The organism is Marininema mesophilum (assembly GCF_900106775.1).
GTDB classification, from domain to species: Bacteria; Bacillota; Bacilli; order Thermoactinomycetales; family DSM-45169; genus Marininema; species Marininema mesophilum.
Genome location: NZ_FNNQ01000020.1, coordinates 1 through 22,546, shown reverse-complemented (window position 1 = coordinate 22,546; position 22,546 = coordinate 1). Strand labels below are relative to the sequence as shown.

At 41.0% G+C, this 22,546-nt stretch carries 17 protein-coding genes and 2 pseudogenes; 14 read left to right on the top strand and 5 right to left on the bottom strand.

Annotated elements, in window-relative coordinates:
* The first annotated feature begins 111 nt into the window (after nt 1-111).
* Together BLV90_RS14845 and BLV90_RS16895 are read left to right on the top strand one after the other, a co-directional pair.
* Nucleotides 112-1,620, top strand: a complete 1,509-nt coding sequence (locus tag BLV90_RS14845; RefSeq protein WP_091742762.1) for an FG-GAP-like repeat-containing protein — start codon at nt 112-114, stop codon at nt 1,618-1,620.
* 148 nt (nt 1,621-1,768) lie between these two features.
* Nucleotides 1,769-1,981 (top strand): annotated as a pseudogene (locus BLV90_RS16895) (P27 family phage terminase small subunit); the annotation flags it as partial.
* On the opposite strand, the gene BLV90_RS14835 reads toward BLV90_RS16895, so the two are convergent.
* A complete protein-coding gene (locus BLV90_RS14835) occupies nt 1,971-2,474 on the bottom strand; it encodes a hypothetical protein (protein ID WP_091742761.1) in 504 nt (167 codons plus the stop codon). The pseudogene BLV90_RS16895 and the gene BLV90_RS14835 sit on opposite strands and share 11 nt — an antisense overlap.
* A gap of 318 nt (nt 2,475-2,792) precedes the next feature.
* Between BLV90_RS14835 and BLV90_RS14830 the strand changes: the two genes are divergently transcribed.
* A complete protein-coding gene (locus tag BLV90_RS14830; RefSeq protein WP_091742760.1) occupies nt 2,793-3,281 on the top strand; it encodes a phage terminase small subunit P27 family in 489 nt (162 codons plus the stop codon).
* Nucleotides 3,282-3,691: 410 nt separating this feature from the next.
* Nucleotides 3,692-4,360, top strand: coding sequence for a hypothetical protein (locus BLV90_RS14825; protein WP_091742759.1), 669 nt, complete (start codon nt 3,692-3,694; stop codon nt 4,358-4,360).
* 359 nt (nt 4,361-4,719) lie between these two features.
* Here the strand turns inward: BLV90_RS14825 and dacB are convergent, their stop codons facing one another.
* The 3 genes and pseudogenes from dacB to BLV90_RS14805 all read right to left on the bottom strand — a co-directional run.
* On the bottom strand, nt 4,720-7,680 hold the full coding sequence (gene dacB / locus BLV90_RS14820) for a D-alanyl-D-alanine carboxypeptidase/D-alanyl-D-alanine endopeptidase (protein WP_177168111.1): 2,961 nt from the start codon (nt 7,678-7,680) through the stop codon (nt 4,720-4,722).
* Between the two features lie 930 nt (nt 7,681-8,610).
* The gene (locus BLV90_RS14815) at nt 8,611-8,976 is read right to left on the bottom strand and encodes a hypothetical protein (protein WP_091742757.1); all 366 of its coding nucleotides are present in this window, start codon (nt 8,974-8,976) and stop codon (nt 8,611-8,613) included.
* 848 nt (nt 8,977-9,824) lie between these two features.
* Nucleotides 9,825-10,328: pseudogene (locus BLV90_RS14805) on the bottom strand (DUF444 family protein); the annotation flags it as partial.
* 207 nt (nt 10,329-10,535) lie between these two features.
* Here BLV90_RS14805 and BLV90_RS16575 point away from each other — a divergent pair.
* The 10 genes from BLV90_RS16575 (at nt 10,536) to BLV90_RS14755 (ending at nt 21,519) form a co-directional block, all read left to right on the top strand.
* The gene (locus BLV90_RS16575) at nt 10,536-10,709 is read left to right on the top strand and encodes a hypothetical protein (RefSeq protein ID WP_425433906.1); all 174 of its coding nucleotides are present in this window, start codon (nt 10,536-10,538) and stop codon (nt 10,707-10,709) included.
* 824 nt (nt 10,710-11,533) lie between these two features.
* The gene (locus BLV90_RS14795; protein ID WP_091742755.1) at nt 11,534-12,862 is read left to right on the top strand and encodes a SidA/IucD/PvdA family monooxygenase; all 1,329 of its coding nucleotides are present in this window, start codon (nt 11,534-11,536) and stop codon (nt 12,860-12,862) included.
* On the top strand, nt 12,859-14,172 hold the full coding sequence (locus BLV90_RS14790; RefSeq protein ID WP_091742754.1) for an aspartate aminotransferase family protein: 1,314 nt from the start codon (nt 12,859-12,861) through the stop codon (nt 14,170-14,172). The genes BLV90_RS14795 and BLV90_RS14790 overlap by 4 nt, the downstream gene beginning before the upstream one ends.
* Nucleotides 14,129-15,319 (top strand): NAD(P)/FAD-dependent oxidoreductase, encoded by a 1,191-nt coding sequence (locus tag BLV90_RS14785; RefSeq protein ID WP_177168110.1) that lies wholly within the window; start codon nt 14,129-14,131, stop codon nt 15,317-15,319. Before BLV90_RS14790 ends, BLV90_RS14785 begins: the two co-directional genes overlap by 44 nt.
* A 16-nt stretch (nt 15,320-15,335) precedes the next feature.
* Nucleotides 15,336-16,415: an SIS domain-containing protein gene (locus BLV90_RS14780; RefSeq protein WP_091742752.1), complete on the top strand. Its 1,080-nt coding sequence runs from the start codon at nt 15,336-15,338 to the stop codon at nt 16,413-16,415.
* Nucleotides 16,408-17,484, top strand: coding sequence for a branched-chain amino acid ABC transporter substrate-binding protein (locus BLV90_RS14775; RefSeq protein ID WP_091742750.1), 1,077 nt, complete (start codon nt 16,408-16,410; stop codon nt 17,482-17,484). Before BLV90_RS14780 ends, BLV90_RS14775 begins: the two co-directional genes overlap by 8 nt.
* A 16-nt stretch (nt 17,485-17,500) precedes the next feature.
* Nucleotides 17,501-18,286 carry a cupin domain-containing protein gene (locus tag BLV90_RS14770; RefSeq protein WP_177168109.1) on the top strand — a complete coding sequence of 262 codons (786 nt, stop codon included), beginning with the start codon at nt 17,501-17,503 and terminating at the stop codon, nt 18,284-18,286.
* 22 nt (nt 18,287-18,308) lie between these two features.
* On the top strand, nt 18,309-19,922 hold the full coding sequence (locus BLV90_RS14765) for a class I tRNA ligase family protein (protein ID WP_177168108.1): 1,614 nt from the start codon (nt 18,309-18,311) through the stop codon (nt 19,920-19,922).
* A 15-nt stretch (nt 19,923-19,937) separates the two neighbouring features.
* Nucleotides 19,938-20,963, top strand: a complete 1,026-nt coding sequence (locus BLV90_RS14760) for an amino acid kinase family protein (protein WP_091742744.1) — start codon at nt 19,938-19,940, stop codon at nt 20,961-20,963.
* Between the two features lie 289 nt (nt 20,964-21,252).
* Complete coding sequence (locus BLV90_RS14755; RefSeq protein WP_091742742.1) at nt 21,253-21,519, top strand: LysR family transcriptional regulator; 267 nt, start codon at nt 21,253-21,255, stop codon at nt 21,517-21,519.
* A 132-nt stretch (nt 21,520-21,651) separates the two neighbouring features.
* Here BLV90_RS14755 and BLV90_RS14750 read toward each other — a convergent pair whose 3' ends face one another.
* Nucleotides 21,652-22,203 (bottom strand): bifunctional transcriptional activator/DNA repair enzyme AdaA, encoded by a 552-nt coding sequence (locus BLV90_RS14750; RefSeq protein ID WP_245726384.1) that lies wholly within the window; start codon nt 22,201-22,203, stop codon nt 21,652-21,654.
* Nucleotides 22,204-22,546: the final 343 nt, after the last annotated feature.

The window sequence follows — 22,546 nt, the reverse complement described above, 5'->3', positions numbered from 1 at the left end:
ACGAAGAATGAATCATAACTAATCTCCACATTTTTAGTCTCCTCATGTCCAAAGTCTGAAGGGGTTTAATAATAAGAATCACGCACAAATTAGCCAATAGGAGGTAGGGAAATGGTATGTCCATCCTTTAGTGCTCAAACTACCTTTGCTGTGGGAAATGGTCCGGAAGGGATAACTAGCGCAGATTTTAATGGAGATGGGTTTCCTGATTTGGCGGTTGCCAACCTGGCCGATGATACGGTTAGTGTTTTATTAGGCACTGGAACCGGATCCTTTGGAGCTCAAACCACCTTTGCTGCGGGAGATGTTTCGAGAGGGATTACTAGCGCAGATTTTAATGGTAATGGGACCCCTGATTTGGCAGTGGTTAATTCTAATGATAATACGGTTAGTGTATTATTAGGCACTGGAACCGGATCCTTTGGAGCTCAAACCACCTTTGCTGTGGGAGTTGATCCAAGAGGGATAACTAGCGCAGATTTTGATGGTAATGGGACTCTTGATTTGGCGGTTACCAATCGGGTTGATAATACGGTTAGTGTATTATTAGGCACTGGAACCGGATCCTTTGGGGCTCAAACCACCTTTGCTGTGGGAGGTACACCGCAAGCGGTAACTAGCGCAGATTTTAATGGAGATGGGTTCCCTGATTTGGCGGTTACCAATTTTGCTGATAATACGGTTAGTGTTTTATTAAATAATGGGCTTGGTTCCTTTCAGCCCCAAGTCACTTTTGCAGTGGGAGTTCTTCCAGAAGAGATAACCAGCGCAGATATTAATGGAGATGGGTTTCCTGATTTGGCGGTTACCAATCTTGTCGATAATACAGTGTCTGTATTATTAAATGATGGACTTGGTTCCTTTCAGCCCCAAGCCACCTTTCCTGTGGGAACTACACCATTCGGAATAAATAGCGCAGATTTTAACTGCGATGGGTTCCCTGATTTGGCGGTTACCAGTATTGTTGATAGTACAGTGTCTGTATTATTAAATGATGGACTTGGTTCCTTTCAGCCTCAAGCCACCTTTCCTGTGGGAACTGCACCAATAGGGATTACTAGCGCTGATTTTAATCAAGATGGCATCCCCGATTTAGCTGTCACCAATATAGCCAATGGTAACGTATCTATTCTATTGGACAGCTGTGTTACTGCACTTACCTGCACGGATATTACCCTTGACAATGATCCAGGAACCTGCGGGGCCACCGTGCCCTTCCCTACGCCACAATGTTCCAACGTCTCCACAGTAAGTGACCCAGCGACAGTCCCTGTTGGAACGCCCACCTTAGTCACGAGTACCGCAACCAGCAATGTGGATCCCACCAATATCGAAGCTTGTACCTTTACCGTTACCGTCAATGACACCGAACCCCCTGTCATCTCGGGGTTGAGAGATATCGACGTTGAAGCCAACAACGCTATCGGCACGATTGTTACCTATCCAGACCCTACGGTGACAGATAACTGTCCTGGCACGATCACAATTTCCTGCAATCCTGCCTCCGGATCCTTCTTTCCCATTGGGTCGACCCTGGTTACCTGTACCGCTATTGACTCCAATGGCAATTCAGCTACGGGTACCTTTACCGTTACGGTGTTCCCCTTTGAAGAAGAATAGAGAGTTAGCCAAAAAAACGAGCCTAGTCGGGGTATTACACTGCCCCGACTTTTTCTTGTACTTATCTAGATAGCTATAGGAGGTGATGAGCATGGGGAGAAAAGCCAAGCCTATCGGGCTCCATATTGTTGAAGGGAATGGATCTCGCCTCACTAAAAAGAAGCAGCTCCACGAGCAAATGAAGTCGCTCGCGGTGGAGTTTGGCTTAACTCCCAGCTCCCGAGCTCGTCTTGCCATGCCGCAGAAGAAAAAATGGAAAGGATTAAAAAAACAGGCTGTCGAGTTTTCTCGACAGCCTGAGTGGATGATGCTACTAACTCGTTACTATGAATTTATTTCTTGGCAACGGTTCATTTGCTAACAGGTTTAAGAGTGGTTCCTGTGTGGTTTCTATCACTTTTTTTAATGATTGCATTGCCATTTTTATCTTTAGTAATGTCTACAGCTTTTTTGCTACCGGGTTTAGCAGGTTTAGCAGGTTTAGTAGGTTTAACAGGTTTAGCAGGGGTTCCTGTGTGGTTTCTATCACTTTTTTTAATGGTTGCATTGCCATTTTTATCTTTAGTAATGTCTACAGCTTTTTTGCTAACAGGTTTAACAGAGGTTCCTGTGTGGCTTTTATCATGTTTAATGGTTACATTGCCATTTTTATCTTTAGCAATGGCTACAGGTTTTTTGCTACCTGATTTAGCAGGGGTACTGTTGCTTGGTGCTTTAACAGCGTGTTTAGTAGGGAGACTTTTGTCTGCTTTAGTAGCATCATTTCCATCACTTGCAAAGGCTGCTGAGGTAGAGACAGTGACAACGAGCGCAAAGGCAGCTGCAAAGGGTAGAACACGGCGTAATTTTTGCATGAACAATCACTCCTTAGTTGTTGTATAGCTTCATTGTAAGAGAACGAATGGTTGAGAAACAGAGACAGAAGAAAGGGGAATGTCCAGTTTTCTGATTGCTAGTCGATCTTCAATCTCCCTCTCTGTTAGCTAGTTCTCCCATCAATGATGGCTGCTGACTGAGTGTTAGCCTAAAAATCGGGCGGAGAGAATAATGAATGTCACAATACAATCAAAGCCATGATCAGGAATAGCTCATTGCGGTTTCGTGACTTAGAACCCAATGAGTTTATCATAATATCCTCTCCTGCCATTTATACAGTATGGGGGGTGACAAGCATGGGGAGAAAAGCCAAGCCTATTGGGCTTCATATCGTTGAAGGGAATGGGTCGCGCCTCACTAAAAAGGAGATCCAATCCCGTCAGGAAGCAGAAGAAGCACTGTCTCCTGGCACGGATCACATCCGACCACCCCCTTGGCTGGGGAAGGTCGGTAAGAAAGAGTTTAAGCGACTGGCTGAGGAGCTTAAAAAACTCAACCTCATGACGAATGTGGACGTCAATGCGCTAGCCGCTTATTGTGACGCTTATGCCGATTACATGGGTTGCACGAAATTGATTGAAGAAGAGGGGCTCATGGTGGAGTACACGAACAACTCCGCCGAAACGAATCGAGTCCCTCACCCTCTCCTCACCAAAAAGAAGCAACTCCACGAGCAAATGAAGTCACTCGCGGTGGAGTTCGGCTTAACTCCTAGCTCTCGAGCTCGTCTTGCCATGCCGCAGAAGAAAAAAGAGGTGGATTCGTTTGGGGAGATGTTTGACTAATGGATGCGGTGACTCAATATGCCAACCAAGTGGTAGCGAAGGAGATTGTAGCAGGGAAATGAGTTAGACTGGCCTGCGAGCGGCACCTTAGGGATCTGGATCGGCAAGATACGGATGATGATTTCCCCTATCTATTCGACGAATCCCGCGCTGAGCGAGTTTTTTCGTTCATCCGCTTCTGCAAATACACAAAAGGGAAGTTGGCTGGTACAGGAGTATTTTTGGCTGGGTACATCAAGAAACAGGGCCACGCGATTTCCGAAAAGCTTATGTTCAAGACTGCCTCATTAATGGGTAATTAACCCTTTTATTGTGTAAACATGGACAATCAGCCCCCCTCCTGTCACTTTTTAGAAGTAATTCAACGCACTATAATAAGCACATACCAACATTTTAGGAGTGAATATTACATGAAGAGTTTTCGTCGTTTTTTACCTTATGCGACCGCCTTTGCGCTCTTTTTCACAGTCGCGACCCCGGCAGCCTTTGCAAGTGGAAATGACCATGTCGGAACAGCCAAAGCAAAGGAGGCTACCCGCGTAGTCCAAACAGAAAGAACTTTTCAAGTCGATAGAACAACTCAAGCACAAAGAGATTGGCAAGTTGACCGAACAACTCAAGCACAAAGAGATTGGCAAGTTGACCGAACAACTCAAGCACAAAGAGATTGGCAAGTTGACCGAACAACCCAAACGCAAAGAGATTGGCAAGTTCATAGAACAGTTCCAGCAAAAAGAGCTTTCCACATAACTCCGGCTAAAAGAGCTGCCTCCATCGACGGAACAGCCCAAGGAAAAGGAACTTTCAACCTTGCTTTCAAGAATCCTGGACAAAAAGCAAAGGGAAAATGGACAATTAATATAGCCAAAAAGCCTTACAAACCAGCCCTTTATCAGCACACTTCCAAAAGAGTGATTGGTAATGAGTATTATCATTTCGCTTCTACAAAGCAACTATCTCCTGGAAAATACACGGTATACGGAGGATTCCATGGAACCGTTGATGGAAAGAAGACTAGCACAGGAGTCGTATTTAAGATCCTAGTGACTAAAGATCACAAAGTAAAGAGAATAAATTAACGTGCTTCTTACTAACTAACTAAGATCGATAGATAACAAAAAAGCTCCCTTCAATAATGGTTTTCCTTCAGAAAATAAAAAGTTAGTAATATCCAGTTAGGACGTTTAGGGTGTGGAGAAAGGACCTTCGAAAAGGTCCTTTCTCTTATTTTAATGTGGAACACAATTCGATCTATAGGAGTGATGAGAGGAAAATAGAGCGAAGAGCATTTCCCTTTCTCGTCTTGAAGGAAGTGAGATGGACAAGCAAAAACGCCCACCGGTGGCATCCGGTGAGCGCAAAATAACGCTAAGCCTCGCAAAACTAGCACAAAGATTACACCATAACCTGGTTCGAGCGTTATCCCGAAGACTGGGGATCATGACTCTAAAAGAGAAGGATAAAACTTCAATTTGCACGTTGATCGCAATAGCTCAGAGGTTGATAATAGAGACGAATCGTTGAATGGCGTTCCTACTTTTTTTGGATATGAATCTCCGTTCTTAGAGTAACTTGCCAACGCTGCCCCAATCTTATCCTGAAGAGATGTCAATGACTCGGAAGTGTATCCGTTCATCAGGATGGAATAGGCAAGCCATTCATTGTCCTTGGTACGCACATATCCCGAAAGGCCACTGAGATGGGTAAGTGTACCCGTTTTCCCACGTAGGTTGTTAGCAGCAGGCGTATCATTCATGCGATAAGTGAGAGAGCCATCCTTTCCAGCTATAGGCAAGTTTTGATAAAACGTATCAAAATAAGGTGTCTTCTTTTGTGCCGCAAGTAGAGAAACTATTTGCTCAGGTGAGATAAAGTCATAGCGGCTCAGCCCATTTCCATCTTCAAGTCGATATGTTCCTGGAAGTTGGATACGCTGAAGATAGCTCTTTACAACAGCCAATCCAGCAGCCGCCGACCCTTTTCCTCGTTTCTCCAAGCCAAGGGTTTTTAAAATCATCTGTGCATAAAAATTATCACTCTTCTTAAGGAGGTGTCTGGCCACCTCAGACAGTGGAGGTGACTGATAAACAGCTAATGCTTTTTTTCCTTGAGGGGCTTCCTTTTCGACAACAGGAGAAGAATCAGTCACTTCGATTCCTTCTCGGGCAAGGGTTTCTTTTAACACCGTCCCCGCATAGAGTTGAGGTTTTTCCACTGGGATATTAGTGTAATCCCCTTTGAAATCAAGCGGGACACTGCCACTGAGACGGTAGTTGTTTGTTCCGCGCTCGCGTTCAATATTAAAGGTATTTACTGAACCAGCGGCTCCCGTCGTTACATCCGATTTCACTTGGATACTCTTTGTTTTTGGAGTGACGGTCCAGCGTGCAGGGTCCCCTTCCTTTTTTCCTGGTAAATAATCAAAACGAACGATACCACGGTTTAAACTGAGAGCTGTGATCTGAGGTTGAAATTCATCATTTTCACTGTCCTGTGGCCATCCTTTACCATATACCTCATCCGAGAAAGCCGTAGAATCAACGGCGACATTCCCTTCAATCCGCTTAATCCCCTTTTCTTTGAGATCTTTGACCATTCCTTCAATCGTAGGACCAGCTTGTTCTTTTAACGACCCCCCTGTCGTTAGCGTGGGGTCCCCATATCCTTTGAGGGTGAGATCTCCGTTTAGCGTACCATTGCCCACATCACCCTTTGCCAGTAATTCCGTACGAAAACGATAATCTACCCCTAAAGCATCAAAGGCTGTAGTTGACGTTAAGAGTTTGGTATTGGAAGCAGGTGTTAAGTTTGTCGATCCATCCTTTGCATACATCTTTTCCCCTGTATCGAGAGAGCGAACAACCATGCTTGTCTGTACCCCTTCATATCCTTTACTCTCCACCAAGGGGTCCAATATTCCAGAGAGCGGATATGTTTTCTTTTCAGGCGGAGATTTGGAATCTGGTACATTGGGATAAGAGGCGATGGCTGCTGCCATTTGATCCTCCAGGACATCAGCAACCGACTGGTTTTTCACTCCATTCACCATAACGGAAAAAGCAACTTTGTCTTTCACAATTCCTGTCAGTCCACTAATACCCGACTCATCCACTGGGTAGGCTTGCAATCGCCCCTCTGCGGGTGTGTCATTCATACGACCCTTTAATGCTCCTTCTCCTGCTGTTGCTAACAGAGGAGTCACTTGTTTCTGAGCCTGTTGCATCAAGCTCGCCAAGTGCTCTGGAGACATCACACTCATTCGAGAGAGTCCCGATCCATCCTTCGGCTGAAAGGTACTGATATTCTCGACTTTCGCTTTTTCATCCGCATATTTGCTTAGGACCTCGAGTCCATTTGTATCACTTCCAACCTCCCCTGCCTCGACTGCTAATTGTCTAAGAAGCATCTCGGATATAAAGCTACTTTTCTTATTCTTCATTTTCGATACTATATTATTAATAGGAGGGGATTTCTGCTCCAGAAGCGGTTTCTCCTTAGGTGCATCGCCTCTTTTAACTTGGGAACCGGATGCAAACTGAATGCCAACGTGTTTCATCCGCTCTTGAAAAACATCTCCCGCGAACAATGAGGGATCATTTACCGTGCGCTTGAAATGAATTGGTGATTGCCCTGTTTTGATCTTCCCTTTGACGACGAGTTCATTTTTAGCTCTTGTACGGCTAACAGTCAACGACCCACCATCTGCTGAAGTAGATGCTTGATTAATGACCTTGAATTCTTGCGAAGCAGGAGAAACTTTCACTTTAGGCTGTTCACCCAATTGACCTGGCTCCACCGTGACATCTACTGTATTACCATTAACGGACAGAGCTCCGATAGGTGCAAAAGCCGGATAGGATTCTCGATCCCACATCCAATTAGTCCCGAGACGCTTTGGGTCAAATCGTGTGTCATCTACGAGGACATCCCCTTTAACACTCCGAATACCCTTCTTTTTAAGATCACGAGTCAGCTTGTCCACATCAGCTAAAGCTAGAGTAGGATCTCCTCCGCCTTTTATTATCACATCGCCTTGCAAAACTCCCTGCTCAACTTTTCCACGGGCATGTAATTCCGTAGAAAAACGGTGAGTGCTCGGCCACTTGTCTAGAGAAGCGCTAGCAGTCCACAGCTGGGATACTGAACCGGGTACCAATGTTTTCTTAGGGTGATAAGAGGCTAACTCAGTCCCATTTTGCAGTGAACTCACGTTATAAGCAACAGACATCCCTGCGGCATTCTTTTTTTCTTTATACTCATTCATAATCTCCTGTAAGCGCTGTTCCAGTGCTCTCTCTTGAGAAGGATCACCTTCTGCTTTTGTTGTAGGAGCAGGAAAAAGCCCCATCATTAACCCTACGATCACCAACAAAGAACACCAAGTTTTCCATTTTAACATAAGCAACCCCCTCTGAATCAGTTGATTAGAGATGGACGGATACTTTTTCATTGCATAAAAGTGTAAGCCACTTCTTCACTATATTAAAGTGAATATCAATGGTATTATTGTAAAATATAGGATATCAATGAGCGGAATTAGGAAATAGATATCGCAAATCCGCCATGAAACCAATAAAAAAGAGATCTCCTTTTTGATCGATCAAGGCACAAGGGGATCTACTATCCTTTACCTCTGTAATAATAAACTTCCAAGCTGGCCTTCCTTAGGGAGAGTGGTGTCTGCAATACTTTTACGATTACATAAACGGTGAGCAAGAAGGAGTGAGGGACTCTAGAGAACGCTGTTCAAACAGGGATGTTGCTGAGCTGATGCAAATAGGGATACAGAAAAAAATCGAGGATAACTGAAGAAATCCGAAGAGGTATACGTGAATGAAGTGATTAAAGGGGCGGCCTAAAACTGAGTAAGGTGGTAGTGGTTTCTCTGATGAAGGGGGCTATGTAGCGTATCGGGATATTAAAAAGAAGTAACCCGCTCCCCAGGAAAGGTGTGCGGGTTACTTCTCGCAAGCTGTGGCCGTTCGTTTAAGGTAGTACCACTGGCGGTAGGGGTGCCTCTCTGCCGCCTTACTGTTTCTATCCAAAGGATACTATGGATATGTGCCCAGCAAGAAAGGGTACATGCCGGATAATGGGGACGTTTTTAATATATAATGGAAAAAGTACATACCAGAAAAATAAACCTGACTAAGAGTCGGGTGTATTTTTGTTCCATAGAATATCTCTAATGGTTCCATCTGCTGCTTCCTTTGTAAATACTTAGACTGTACTATAGAGAAGTCGATATGCCATTTTCATTTATTCACACTTAAACGCTCGATCCAGGAAAAAGGGATACCACGAATGGATACCTCCTATATCAAGGACATTAGTATACATTATGATATGCAATAACGGTAAATTTCCCTATAACTTGATCACCAGCAGTAACAGCATGAACGTTAATACAGTTAACAGCGGGTATTACGAAACTTTTTGTTGTTCCTGCGATAATTTCGCTACCAGGAGGCGTTAAAATTACGTTTCCGGCTGGAGTCATGGCAGCTACAACAACAGGTGTGGATTCCGTAAGAGCATAGACACTCAAGGTTATCGGTACAAACAGTCCGAGTGAACCCGTATTGGTAAGGGTTTTCCATATGAAATTATCTGTGTTGAGGGTAGTGGAGTAATTACCGCATACCTCTTCTTGAAACCTAACCGGATCTGGACAGGTTGCTTGTGAACAACACATCATGAATTCCTCCTTTGATATTAACGAATCATAATTTGAAAGAGAAGAGGTTATCAAACATGATTGTTGTGGCAGTATTTTCGTTACCGAAAATAATCAAAGTGATCCTTTGGAGATCCTCGCTGGTTATCCCTCCAACAGGAGCAAACAGTGTTTACAATGAGAGTGCAAGTAGCGATTTCTTAACCGATCGGATGATGCACATGAACGGGCAAATAACACTTTCGATCCCCCTGGACTCACCTATTCCTAGACTGGTTCGGGATACAAAATCCAGCTTGTAACTACAGGAGTTTCTGGTGGGAGATACACCATGGTCATTTCCTTCACTCTCTTTGTGATCCATGTGAAGAGTAATTACATAATAACTTTATGAAGATGATTAAACTTTGACCGGGCAAATGGATAGATTTTAGCATATTTTCTTCTATATGAGTCATCCGACATAGTCATCAAGATAAAGTAGGCAAACAAAAGAAGCCCGGTTCTAAGGTTGTACCCTAACCGGGCTTCTTTGCCAAAAATTAAGAGGTCGATAGTTAGAAGGTAGAATGATAAATGCCCATTTATCAGCCCTTATCTAATCTATGATTTAGTCAAGGTGGTATGGAAGGCTGATAGGTTGATAGTATGCTAATTTAATAGAGTTGCTGGATCCTTCGTTTTTGCGAAGTAACTCAGACTAAAAAGCAACCTTCTAGTCGCAATGGCTCTCCAGTTTTCTCACTGAACTTCTTGCTGCCTAAATAACAAAGATGCCCCCTTAAATTATGGTGGATTATCCCTAAGGAGTTACCACAGTTAAGAGGGCACTTTCTATCATTTTATACTATATTTTTGTAATAGATTCATTTTCCTACTGCTTCCGATTCGCGTTTAGAGAAGAAATGTTTCAATGAATCATAGACCTGACCTTTTTCTCTGATGACGTAGTGCATAAACTTGGGATTATCGATGTTCTTGTAGGCGGTCATGAGGGTAGAATGGCGATTATACTGGTTCACTTCACCATATCCAAATAAATTGGAACGTTTCATCAATTCATTTACCAGTTTGACACAGCGTTCATTGTCTGAGGTGAGATTATCGCCATCGGAGAAGTGAAAGGGATAGATGTTAAAGCGACTTGGTGGATAGCGGCTATCGATAATTTCAAGGGCTTTTCGATAGGCGGAGGAGCAGATGGTGCCGCCAGACTCGCCCTTACTGAAAAAATGATCCTCTGATACTTCCTTCGCTTCGGTGTGGTGAGCGATGAAGACGATGTCCACGTGATCGTATTTGGTATGGAGGAAACGGGTCATCCAAAAGAAGAAGCTACGGGCGATATACTTTTCGAAAATGCCCATAGACCTACATAACTCATAATTAACTAAAAAACTTCTCTACAAAAGGCAACTGCTAATTACCTTATTGAGGAGAGATTAGATTAAGTAAAGGAGGTCTATGTTTAATAATAAAACCCTACGGGATGGTATTGTCCCCTAAAGGCAGACAGTGAAAAAAGTCCATCTGTTAAGTTGGACAGAAGTCATTGTTTATCCGAGGGGGATTTTCTTATGGCTAAAAAGGGACAGACATTTAATCGCTATACACCAGAGACGAAAGCAGAAGCTGTTCGTCTACGGTTGGAAGAGGGATTGTCCTATCGTGTGATCCAGGAGAGATTGGGCATCCAAAACAAAACCCAGGTTTCTGAGTGGGAGACAGGCCCAACGAGGAGAGTCGTTTGAGGATCATCGCGGGATGGGGAACCGCAAACATTTTGATAGTCTCGAGGAAGAGAACGCCTATTTAAAGGCTCAGGTCGATTTTCTAAAAAAGCGATATCCCAATCTCTTGAAGGAGGAATAATCCCCAAACGAATCCGTCTTGCCATCATTCATTAGACGAAGAACATTACTAACGTTTCTACCTAAATTAATTGCCTGAGATAAAGATTCCTTATTCTGTATACTCAAGCACTTTAACTAAATCACTTCTAAAAAAATAGAAACAACGTGCCAATTCATTAAGCATGCTGCTTTAATGTTGGTGTTCAAGTTTAGGTTGACGTTGTGAACACGAAAACGATGTTACAGAAGTGTTGGTAAATCAAGTTTTTTCACTTAATACCACGCTAATCAAAAACCGGTACCAAAATGTTTTCAACCATTAAGTATTCTAAAAGCTGAAATAATTGAATAAATACAGGATCCATTCGAATGAGATAAAGCATACATCGCAGACGGCCACCACAATTATTATTGCTAACGAAATCGTTAAGACGAAGGCAAGAAATGTGGAGGAACACCCGAAGGGTATCATGGATAATATGCTTGTACCATTTAGATAATTGATCTATTAACTTGATGAAGAATTATGTTTTATCATCTAAGATTTCAGGCAACCTATTTTTTATTTTTTTCACCAATACCTCAATTTATTATCCTGTTCTACTACTTCTATTTCGCCTTAATGTTATGAAAATAAGGAATAATAACTTTTCGTTATTGGAAATTATTATACGAGAAATGTTATATTTGCGGTGAGTTATTTTTGAAGGAGGCGTTGATATATGAAAAATAAAGTGTATGACATCATCGGGCTTGGGTTCGGCCCAGCAGGCATTGCTTTGGCGACAGCAATAAAAGATGATGAAGAACTCAATGGTGCACCCATCGGTAAGTGGAGTACAATGTTTCTTGAGAAACAACTAAACTCTGATTGGCAACCGGAGATGCTTTTACCAAATACCGATATTCAGCACCATTTTTTTCGTGATTTTGCTACACCACGAAATCCACGTAGTCGGTTTACTTTTGCAAATTATTTAAAAGAAAAGGATCGGATATTCTCATTTGGTTTGATTGGAGGAAATCCTGGGAGGATTGAGTGGTCTGACTATGTTCGCTGGGTAGCAGAACAAGTATCGGAAAACACTTTATATAGTTCTGAAATACTAAGTGTTGAGCCCATATATGAAAGTGGGCAAGTTGATAGAGTTAAAGTTTTAGCCAAAGATTTAATTAGTAACCAAAACAAAGAATTTGAAGCAAAAAATATTGTACTCAGCACTGGTAGACGAGCAAATGTTCCTCCACTTTTTCAAGATCAGTTGTGCTCAGACATATTTCATTCAAGTAAATTTAAAAGCAACATGAAAAAACTGGATAAAGAAAAAAATCACACATTTACAGTGGTTGGATCTGGACAAAATGCAATCGAAATTATTTTAAAAATATCAGAAGAGTATCCTGATTCTAAAATTTACTCGATAAACAGAAACACAGGGTTTAGACAATATGATCTTGGTCATTTCAGTAATGAAGTATTTTTCCCTAAATTTACAAGTTACTATTATTCCCTCCCTAAAAGTGGTCGGATGAACTTGTTGAAGGAAATGGCATTTACTAATTACTCATCAGTTGATGCGGATGTTAGCCATGCTCTTTATTGGAAAGTGTATGAGGAAAATATTTTAGGTAAAAATCGAATTCATGTCACTAAATGCTCAGAAATAACAGGTGTGAAAAGAGATAACGATGGATATCGCTTAAATATCACCGATAAATACAGCTCTAGCTCACAAGAAATTTATACGGATAAAATAATTCTTTGCACTGGATTTAAAGAAGAAAAACTGCCTTATATGTTGGAACCACTGCGGTCCCATCTGTTGACAGATGAAGAAGGCGATCTGGTAGTTACTCGTAACTATCAGTTGGAAACAAGAGAAGACTTTCTCCCTAATATTTTCGTGAATGGGCTAACGGAAAAAACCCATGGAATTGGGGATTCTGCATCATTTACTATGATGGCCGTAAAAGCTCAAAAAATCTTGGATAAACTAAATAAAATACATGAAGGCGAGTCATACATGTTAAAGGAGACGATCAAAAAGTGACTCCGTATCGTGATTTAATAAGTAATAAGCATAAACTATCTCCAGTATGGCCCCATTTTACGCAAATAGAGGTTGAAAAAGCTAGCAACTGTTATCTATACGATACAAAAGGTCGAGAATATATCGACTTTACATCAGGGATCGGTGTCGCCAATATAGGGCATAACCACCCTAGAGTGGTGACAGCTATTCAAGCACAGGCGGAAAAATTAATTCATGGCCAAGCAACGATCGTGTATCATCAGCCCATGCTAAAACTTGTTGAGAAACTTGCACGTGTTTTACCCACTTCTCTAGATAATTTCTTTTTTACCAATAGTGGTAGCGAAGCTGTAGAAAGTGCAATAAAACTTGCGCGACACGCTACTGGTAAACCAAACATCATTGCTTTTCAAGGAGGCTATCATGGAAGAACAGTAGGAGCCATGACATTAACCACTGCAAAAACAATTTACCGTTCTAATTATCAACCATTGATGCCAGGGGTGCATATAGCCCCCTTCCCCTATTCATTTCGTTATAAAAACATGTCACCAGAGATGTTAAGTAAGTGGTGCATTCATGAGTTGCAGCATCTTCTAAAAACACAAACCTCTCCTGAGGAAACAGCTGCCATGATAATTGAACCTGTACTAGGGGAAGGCGGGTATGTTGTTCCACCCAAACACTTTCTTGCTAATCTTCGTGAAATTTGCAGTCAAAAAGGCATTCTTCTTATTTTCGATGAAATACAGACCGGGTTTGGTCGCACGGGTGAATTATTTGGATACGAGCATTTTAATGTGAAACCTGATATCTTGCTCATAGCAAAAGGATTAGCATCAGGAATGCCCCTCAGTGGATTAGTAGCCAATCACAAGTTGATGGAACACTGGAAAGCAGGTTCACATGGTGGCACCTATGGTGGAAATGCGCTTGCTTGTGCTGCAAGCATTGAGACATTACGAGTTATTCATGATGAAAGCCTGCTGGACAACGCCAGAAAATCAGGACATCATCTAATATCTCGTCTGCAATCGTTATCAGAGGACTACTCATGTATTGGGGAAGTACGTGGGTTAGGACTTATGGTAGGCTGCGAATTTATTGATGATAAAAAACTGACGCGGTCATCTATTGCTACAAAAATTAGAAAATACTGCCTCGATAAGGGGTTGATTCTATTAACATGTGGGACCGAGGACCATGTCATCCGTTGGGTTCCCCCATTAACGGTAACGATCGATCAATTAGAACAAGCACTTGCTATTTTTGAAGATGCATTGTTTGAAGTCACAAACAGAGAAGAATTATATGACAGTCACAGCTGATTATTTAATTATTGGTGGAGGAATTATCGGGAGTTCAATAGCCTATCATCTTTCTCAGTCTGGAAACCATCATGTAGTCCTCTGTGAAAAAACTAAACCACCAGGTAGGGGATCCACCTTCATGTCAGGTGGTTTGGTAAGAATGCATCACACCAGTACACATCAAGCCAAGCTTGCTTGGTCTAGTTATTCATATTTTCGTAACTGGAAAGGGATTATCGGAGGCGACTGTGGTTTTGTGGAAACGGGATTTTATCAGTTGGTTGGAGAACCTTTCAGGAGCTCAATGAAACAAAATTTAACAATGTTAAAAAATATCGGAATACCAACTGAAGAAATATCCTCTGCTGATTTTTTAAAAAACCAACCATTTTGTTCTCTAAAAGGTGTTGGTATGATTGCGTACGAGCCACTGGGGGGTTATGCAGACCCTGCACAGACCACTATCAGTTTTTTACAACGAGCAACACATAATGGACTTGAAATTTTGGAAGGTGTTCAGGCGCTTTCTTTAAAATTGAAAAAAAATCGTATCGTTGGAATTCACTCGAATATGGGAGATATTGAAGCTGGGGAGGTGATTCTGTGTAACAATTTTGGAGCTTACTCATTGATTGACTCGATAGGTATTCAGCTACCATTGCACACAAAGCATATCGGCATTTGTTTTTTCGGTTGTGACGATGAGGTCGGAAAAAATATGGGAACGATTCTCGATGATACGATGGGCACGTATTACCGTAGGACAAAAGATGGAAAATTGTTAGTAGGTATTACAAAACATCCACATGTGGATCCTACAACCCTTCCTCCTATTCATCTGGATGATCTTAAAAAAGCCGCTCATCTCTTAAAAGACCGCATTCCTCAAATAAATGACTCAATCGCTTTTTACGGAGGTCGCTCCAGCTTTGATAGCTATACACCCGATAAGCATGCAGTTATTGGTCGTGTAGAAAACATGTTGGGTCTATATGTAGCTACAGGGTTTAGCGGTGGAGGATTCAAAATCGCACCTGCAGTTGGAAGTCTTGTCGCCGATGAATTAATGAGTGGACAAGAGCAAGAGGAATTGAATGCCTTTAGGTATCATCGTTTTAGAAAAAACCGGCTAAATAAACCTGCTTATCCTTACGAAAATATGTGAGAAAGGTGGTACGCACATGTGTGCCAGTACAAGATATTCGCATCCTTTCTATATGTATGAGGAGATTAACCTACAACCAGACTATATCAATAAATTAAATAGAAATTCTCATTTTAAGACGGTTGTAGAAAGGGTAGCCACACAAATAACAAGCAAAAATCGTGTTATTTTAACGGGATGTGGTACTTCTTTCTATGTTTGTATGGCAGGAGAAGCTATAGGACACCAAATTTCTGATGGAGATTGGAATATACGTGCTGTTCCTTCTTTTGAACTGCTTCATCATTGGGATATACGCAAAACAGATATTGTAATTGGGGTTAGTCATTCCGGAAAAACACACCTCACATTAAAAACCTTAGCAATGGCAAAAGAAAAAGGAGCCCTGACAGTAGGCATCTGCGGATTTAATGAGAGCCCTTTGAATGAACATGTCGATTTTTTGCTGGATACGGGATATCCATTTGAGAAATCCTTTGCACACACAATCAGCTATACCCTGAGTGTCACAACATTACTTCATGTTTTTCAAAATATTAATCTGAACAATTACGAGTTAGATGATACTTGGGTGGATTCACTTCCAGGATTACTAAGCGCTGCTTTGGATTTGGACGAGCAAGTTTTGTATTGGGCTAATAAGCTCTCCGGTGTGAAAAATTGTATAGTTACAGGTTCAGGATGCACTATCCCATTGGCAATGGAAGCTGCCCTAAAAGTAGCTGAAACAAACCATATCTTCTCGATGGGTCTCGATATGGAGCAATTATTACACGGATATATGGTTATGTGTGATCAAGAAAGTTTTGTGATGATGATTGACCCACCCACTAACAGTAGTCAGCGTACAAAAGAGACACTAAGTGCCATCGATGCCGTAGGGTCCCAAAGTCTAGTTCTTACTTCCAATCCCCACCTCTATGGTAATCCAAATGTGCTCACAACCCCTTTGTGCAGTACTTTTTTAAAGCCCATCGTTCAGGCTATACCCGTGCAATTATTCGCATACTACTCTGCTGTAGAGAGAACATTGAACCCTGATTTAATTCGAAGGGATCAAAATCCATATCAAAAGGCACGGCAACTCTATGTATAAGCAGACAACAGACTTCAACCCTCTTTCCTTATTGAAGCATAACCACAAGTACAATCCATCTCAATCCCAAACTATTAAACTGGGTGTTAGTGGTAATTTAGGAGGGCATACAAGAGAGCTATGTACAGGTGTGTATCTTGCGATAGAGGATTGGTCAGTAACATCTCCCTTGTATTCCTTAGAAATAGTATGGGCAGAAGATGTTTTGGAGGAATCTACAGTAAGTGAAGCAGCCAATTATTTAGTGCAACAAGGTGTACAGGCAGTCATTGGACACTTAGCTAGTACAGAAGCTTTAAAAGCTGCTCCACTCTACGAAAAAAATAAGATTTTATATTTGGCTCCAGCAACATCTCATCCTGATATTACACAACAGAATTATAAGCATGTATTGCGGTTTTTTGGTCAAGATCATCACTTAGCAAATAAAATGGTAGAATTTTCTTTAAAGTCATTAAAATCGAAAAATGTAACAATTATAAAACAGCATAATAAACATGGCAATAGTCTATCTCAACTATTGAAGTGCGAACTTAGAAAAAATGATGTATCTGATATAACTGAGATTACATGGGAGGAAGGAGATACCCGCATTCCTGACTATTGCGAAGCGATTCTTTTTGCGGGAACTTATCAAGTGGGAAGTAAAGTTATCAAAGAATTATATAGAAGGGGCAACAAATCTCCGATCGTGATGGCAGATGATGCATATATAAGTGAATTTCCATTTTTAGGAGGTGATGCTGCAGAAGGAGTATACGTTGTGTCGACAGGTCATGATCCTACTCATCCTCAATATCCCGCTTTTTTGGAACGTTATCATAAACATTCAGGCTCACAACCAGGTGCATACTCGATAACTAGTTATATAGCAACAAAATTGCTACTTTCATCATTATCTGAGAGAGATGTTGGTTGTACTGACTCGCTATTAAAATGGTTTTATTCTAAGTCTCAGCTTAATAACCATCTGATGGGTAGCCTTCTATTCGATGATCAAAATAATCTAGCCAATTTCCCTTGGGCCATCTATCAAGTGCAAAATGGCTATTTTAAAAAATTAAGGTAAAGAGAGGGGAATGAGTATGCCTTGGATTTTTACCTATGGCATTAGTACGGACACCAATGAAATGAAGAGAGACATTGGAGAATTTCATTCATATGTATGCGCAACACTACGGGACTATATCTATGCTTTCACTGGTGAACACCCTGAGTTTGGAAATAAGGGAACATCAACCATCCTTCCGCTAACAGGTGGCCATGTTCTAGGCGTAGCTTACCAAGTGAACCAAAACAAACTTGAAGACCTTGTCACGAATGGACATGGTTATGAATTTAAAAAAAACACAGCTACAATTGAAGGAAAAGAAGTTGAAGTATTTACATTGCAGCCTAAAGAAATTAAACAACTCAATCCTCCTACTGACGAATACTTGAAAATGGTTGAAAGCGGATTGAAAAGTCATTACCACGAAGAAATAGTGGATCTGTATTTGAGCAGAGCTTTAAAAAGAACAGTTGAATCAGAGTATTCATCCATTGATCGACAGTCTAACGCAAAATTCAAATCTGAGTATGGAACCGATTTTCGAAGAGTCTTTCCAATAAAAGCTTCTAATAGCTCTCCTTTTGGTTCTGGATGGGCCATTCTGCCCCCTAGTGAACGTACGACACCCCATAACCATGATGAGGAGGAAGCGTTTATCTTTTTGAAAGGTGAAGGCACAATGTCTGTTGACGGAAAAGAATTTCCTGTTTCAAGGGGAGATATCGTTTACTTAGAGCCTTTTTCAGTTCATACAGTTACTAATAATGGAAGTGGAAATATGGAAATTCTCTGCATTTGGTGGGGAGAAGTTTCATCATAAAAATGATGAAGAGGTGAAGGTTGTGAAGAACTACCTGGTAACTGCTACACCACCAACAACAAATGGTGACCTACATGTTGGACACTTATCTGGCCCTTATCTCGCAGGGGATGTTTTCACTCGCTTTCAAAAAATGCTTGGACACCAAGTTACCTTTCAAAGTAGTGGAGATGATCATCAAAGCTACATTGTTACTACGAGCAACAAACTAGGTACCACACCAAATCAATTAGTGAAAGAGAAGACGAAAGGAATTTTGTCAACGTTACAGGCCGTCAACATCGAGATGGATATTTTTACAAACTCACTTGGCAATCGTGATCATATCCGCTTTGTTCAAAATCTATTTTTAATAATGTATGAAAAAGGTCTATTTCAAGAAAAAAAAGAGCCAATATACTGTTGTGATCACTGCGATAAACTTCTGTTTGAATCACATATTAAGGGCAAGTGTCCCTATTGTTTCGAAAACGCTTCTGGTAATTTATGTGAGGCGTGTGGCCGAATAAACAGACCGGTAGATCTCTATGATCCTAAATGCAGTACTTGCGACTCAACACCACGTCTAACACAATACACAGGGCTATTTTTTCCCATTGACAAATATCGCTCTGCACTCAAATCCTTTTACTCTTCGAGAAAAAGTTGGCGCCCCCACCTAAAAGCTCTTTGCAATTGGCTTACCTCACATCCAATACCTGACTATCCAGTAACATATCCTTCGGATTGGGGAATCCAAGTTCCTGTACCAAAATTTGAAGATCAAACGATTAATGTATGGTTTGAAATGTACCCCGGCCACCTCCGTACTGCAATGAATTACGCTCAAGACGAGCAGATAGATTTAAAACTAACCAACAGTCACACTACATTTGTTCAATTCTTGGGTTACGATAACAGTTTTTTTAATGCCGTACTTCATTTAACAACCGCCTTGGCTCTTGATGGGGAATACCTCTATCCTGATCACATCATTACTAATGAGTTTTACCTGCTAGAAAACGAAAAATTCTCTACAAGTAGAAGTCATGCTATTTGGGGCCAAGATATAGTAAAAGAAATACAACCAGATTACTTACGTTATCATCTCTGTCGTACTAATCCGGAAGTCATGCAGACAAACTTTTCTTACAAGGAACTTGAGCTAACCATTTCATATGAGCTTGAACCAATAGTGTCTACGATCAAAAATTTCATCAGCATCTTACAAGTAGACAAATATCATAAATTGATATTAGAAAAAGAAAGTATCGACCTGCATGCGATTGGCTACTACCAATCATGCAAGCAAGGTCTAGAGTCTAACTGTCATATTGATAACTTTAGTTTACAAAGAGCAAGTGCTGCTCTTCATAATTATCTAAAGTCGGTTGTATATTATTTTGAACGGTCTGTTCTTCCGATGCGGAATATCGACCAAAAAACTTACAAAAATCGCCTAACCTCAATTGGATATCTTTTTTATGGTCTAGTATATTTTTCGGCGCCCATCATGCCGGATTTTTCAAAAGAGTTATCTAAAATTTTTGGAGTTGATGAAACAGAACTATACTGGTCAGACCTTGAGGAATTTAATCATGTTTTATTAGATTGTGACAATACTTGCTTGTACGTAACATCGAATGAAATGATCTGAAGAGGATGGGATTACGTGTCCATTCAAATACTAAAGTTCGGTGGTACCGCTCTCCTAAATCAACAACGTAGAAGTAATGCAATATCTCAGGTGAAAAGAGCTTTGAGCATGGGAATCACACCGGTTATTGTCGTCTCAGCCATGGGTCGCTATGGAAATCCTTATTCCACTGACTCACTAGTTCAACTTCTAAATCAACCATCTGATGCAAATTACACATTGATTGCTTCTTGCGGCGAAGTTATTTCCGCATCTTTATTTTCCAACCTACTAGAGCAGGAGGGTATTCCATCTAAATGTATCACTGGATTGGATAGTGGCGTATACACAACAAACTCCAAAACTGCTTCTTCTATTCTCTATGTTGATCCTTCACATATCCAATATCACATACAACAAGGAATGATTCCTGTAGTAGCTGGATTTCAAGGAAGCAGTGTTTATGGAGAAATCACTACCTTAAGCCGGGGTGGTAGCGATACAACTGCCGCTGCCCTCGGTCATGCTTTACATGCTCAAGAGATCATACTATACACAGATGTCCCAGGAATTATGACTGCTGATCCAGACATCGTAAAGGATGCAAAAATCGTTACTCACCTCTCTTATGAAGCTGCGTTATTACTTGCGTCAAAAGGAGCTCGGGTCCTTCATCCTGAAGCTGTTAACTGGGCTTCAAAATATCAAACACCTATAAAAGTTACATCATTTGATAATCAAACTACAGATGAAGGAACTTTCATTGGTACATTAACCAATCCGTGCGATAAAAAAATCACATATTCTTTAACGAGTAAACCATTTAACAAAGAGAGCTCTACTGTATCTATAGTAATAGATCCGCTAAGTGAATCTGTTTTTTTTAGCAACTTTTTGAAGAAAGTTTTACATCAAAATCATATCTACTCCTTGAGTTGCACCCACGGTTCGATAGAATTTCAAATCCTAACAAGATTGGAAAAATCCATCGTTTCCTTCCTTCACGAAATAATAGACAAAGAATGTATTTATCATAGCCATCAACATCCTTTGTATATTTGATGATTCCGCTCAGAATTGTTGATTATCTAAAAAGGTGGTGGAAAGGAAGTACGTGAGGGACAAGGAGATTTGCTATTTAACTCGGTGGAGGGGAGAAGCGAATTTGAACGTTTAAGTTAAGAAACATATTCGTCAGTACTCCACAGGATTTACTCCTGCCCCTCATCGGTTAATTTTGTTCGTCCTTAGCGGAATGACAAGACTCGTTTGTCCCCACTCGCTCTTCACTTTCTGAACTTAAGTTAATCAATACGTTGACTCTGCGGTATCAAAAAAGGAGAAGAACTAGATGGAGATATTTCAACTACGCTACTTTATTATGGTAGTTAAGTTTGGGAACTTTACAAAAGCTGCAAAAGAACTCCATATCACCCAACCTGCCTTAAGCAAGCAAATAAAGTGCCTAGAGGAAGAAACAAAAGTAAAATTATTGAAGCGCACCAAAAGAGGCGTTGAGATTACAGAAGAAGGAAAGCAACTGAAGAAACATGCGGATAATATATTGATAGAAGTTGAGAAAATAAACCATGCTATCCATAGTAAACAAACAATATAGTTGAAGAAAGTACACGAACCTGGGGTGAATCTGGCTAATAACCAGTAACAGGATCGTGTTTTTTTATGGTTCACACGGTTCTAATAGCTCAAATCCACTTTCGGTAAATCAATTCGCTTGAGAAATAGTACATTATTGACTCCGCTTAAAATTCAATGGTGAAGAGCCCGTTTCCTTGCGAAAAGCAGCATAAAACTGATTGGGTTCTCTAAATCCTACCGCATAGCATATCTCCACATTGTTCATTTTTCCATTTAGAAGCAATCGCTTTGCTCGCTGTATACGAATTCGATTGAGATACTGTCGAGGACTAAGTCCCGTCTTGTTCTTGAATAGTCGTTGCAAATGACAAGCACTGATGCCCACATGGTTGGAAAGCTTCTCCAATGTCCACGATTGATCATACTTACTTTCCAACAATTGTTGAACTTGACCAACCGCTTCTTGAGTAGGTTCATAGTTAGCTTGGAAAAGATCGGGACGGCATCGTTTACAAGGCCGATAATTGGAACGAAGTGCATCCTCGATTCGAAAAAAGTATGCCACGTTCTCTTCCTTGGGCGTCTTTGATCTACATGAGGGACGGCAAAATATCTTAGTAGTTTTTACTGCATAATAGAAGCATCTATCGTACGTTCCATCGCATTGAACAACTGCCTGCCATAACTTTTCGGATTGGGAAATGTTAATTTTTCACACCTCCAAGTTCAATCGAGTTCATGTGGGATTAGAGCCCCTTCTAGGAATAATTAACAGGTTTTTGCATTAGATCTTTCCTACTTCTTGATTTCTTGTATGTGAAATAAAGACTACTAACCAAGACAGGCACGATGAGGTGTAATCCAAGGAAAGGACTAAACAGTACAAGCACTATAAGCGAAATCAATCCGCTAACCCAAACCATGGATTTCTTTTTGTATAATTTCATTGCGGCCATCATGGAAAGGATGTAAACAACTATGCCTAGGGAGTTCGGTATAAAGAGTAACTTCGTGAAATGTATCCCTAATCCTGTGGTGATCATTAC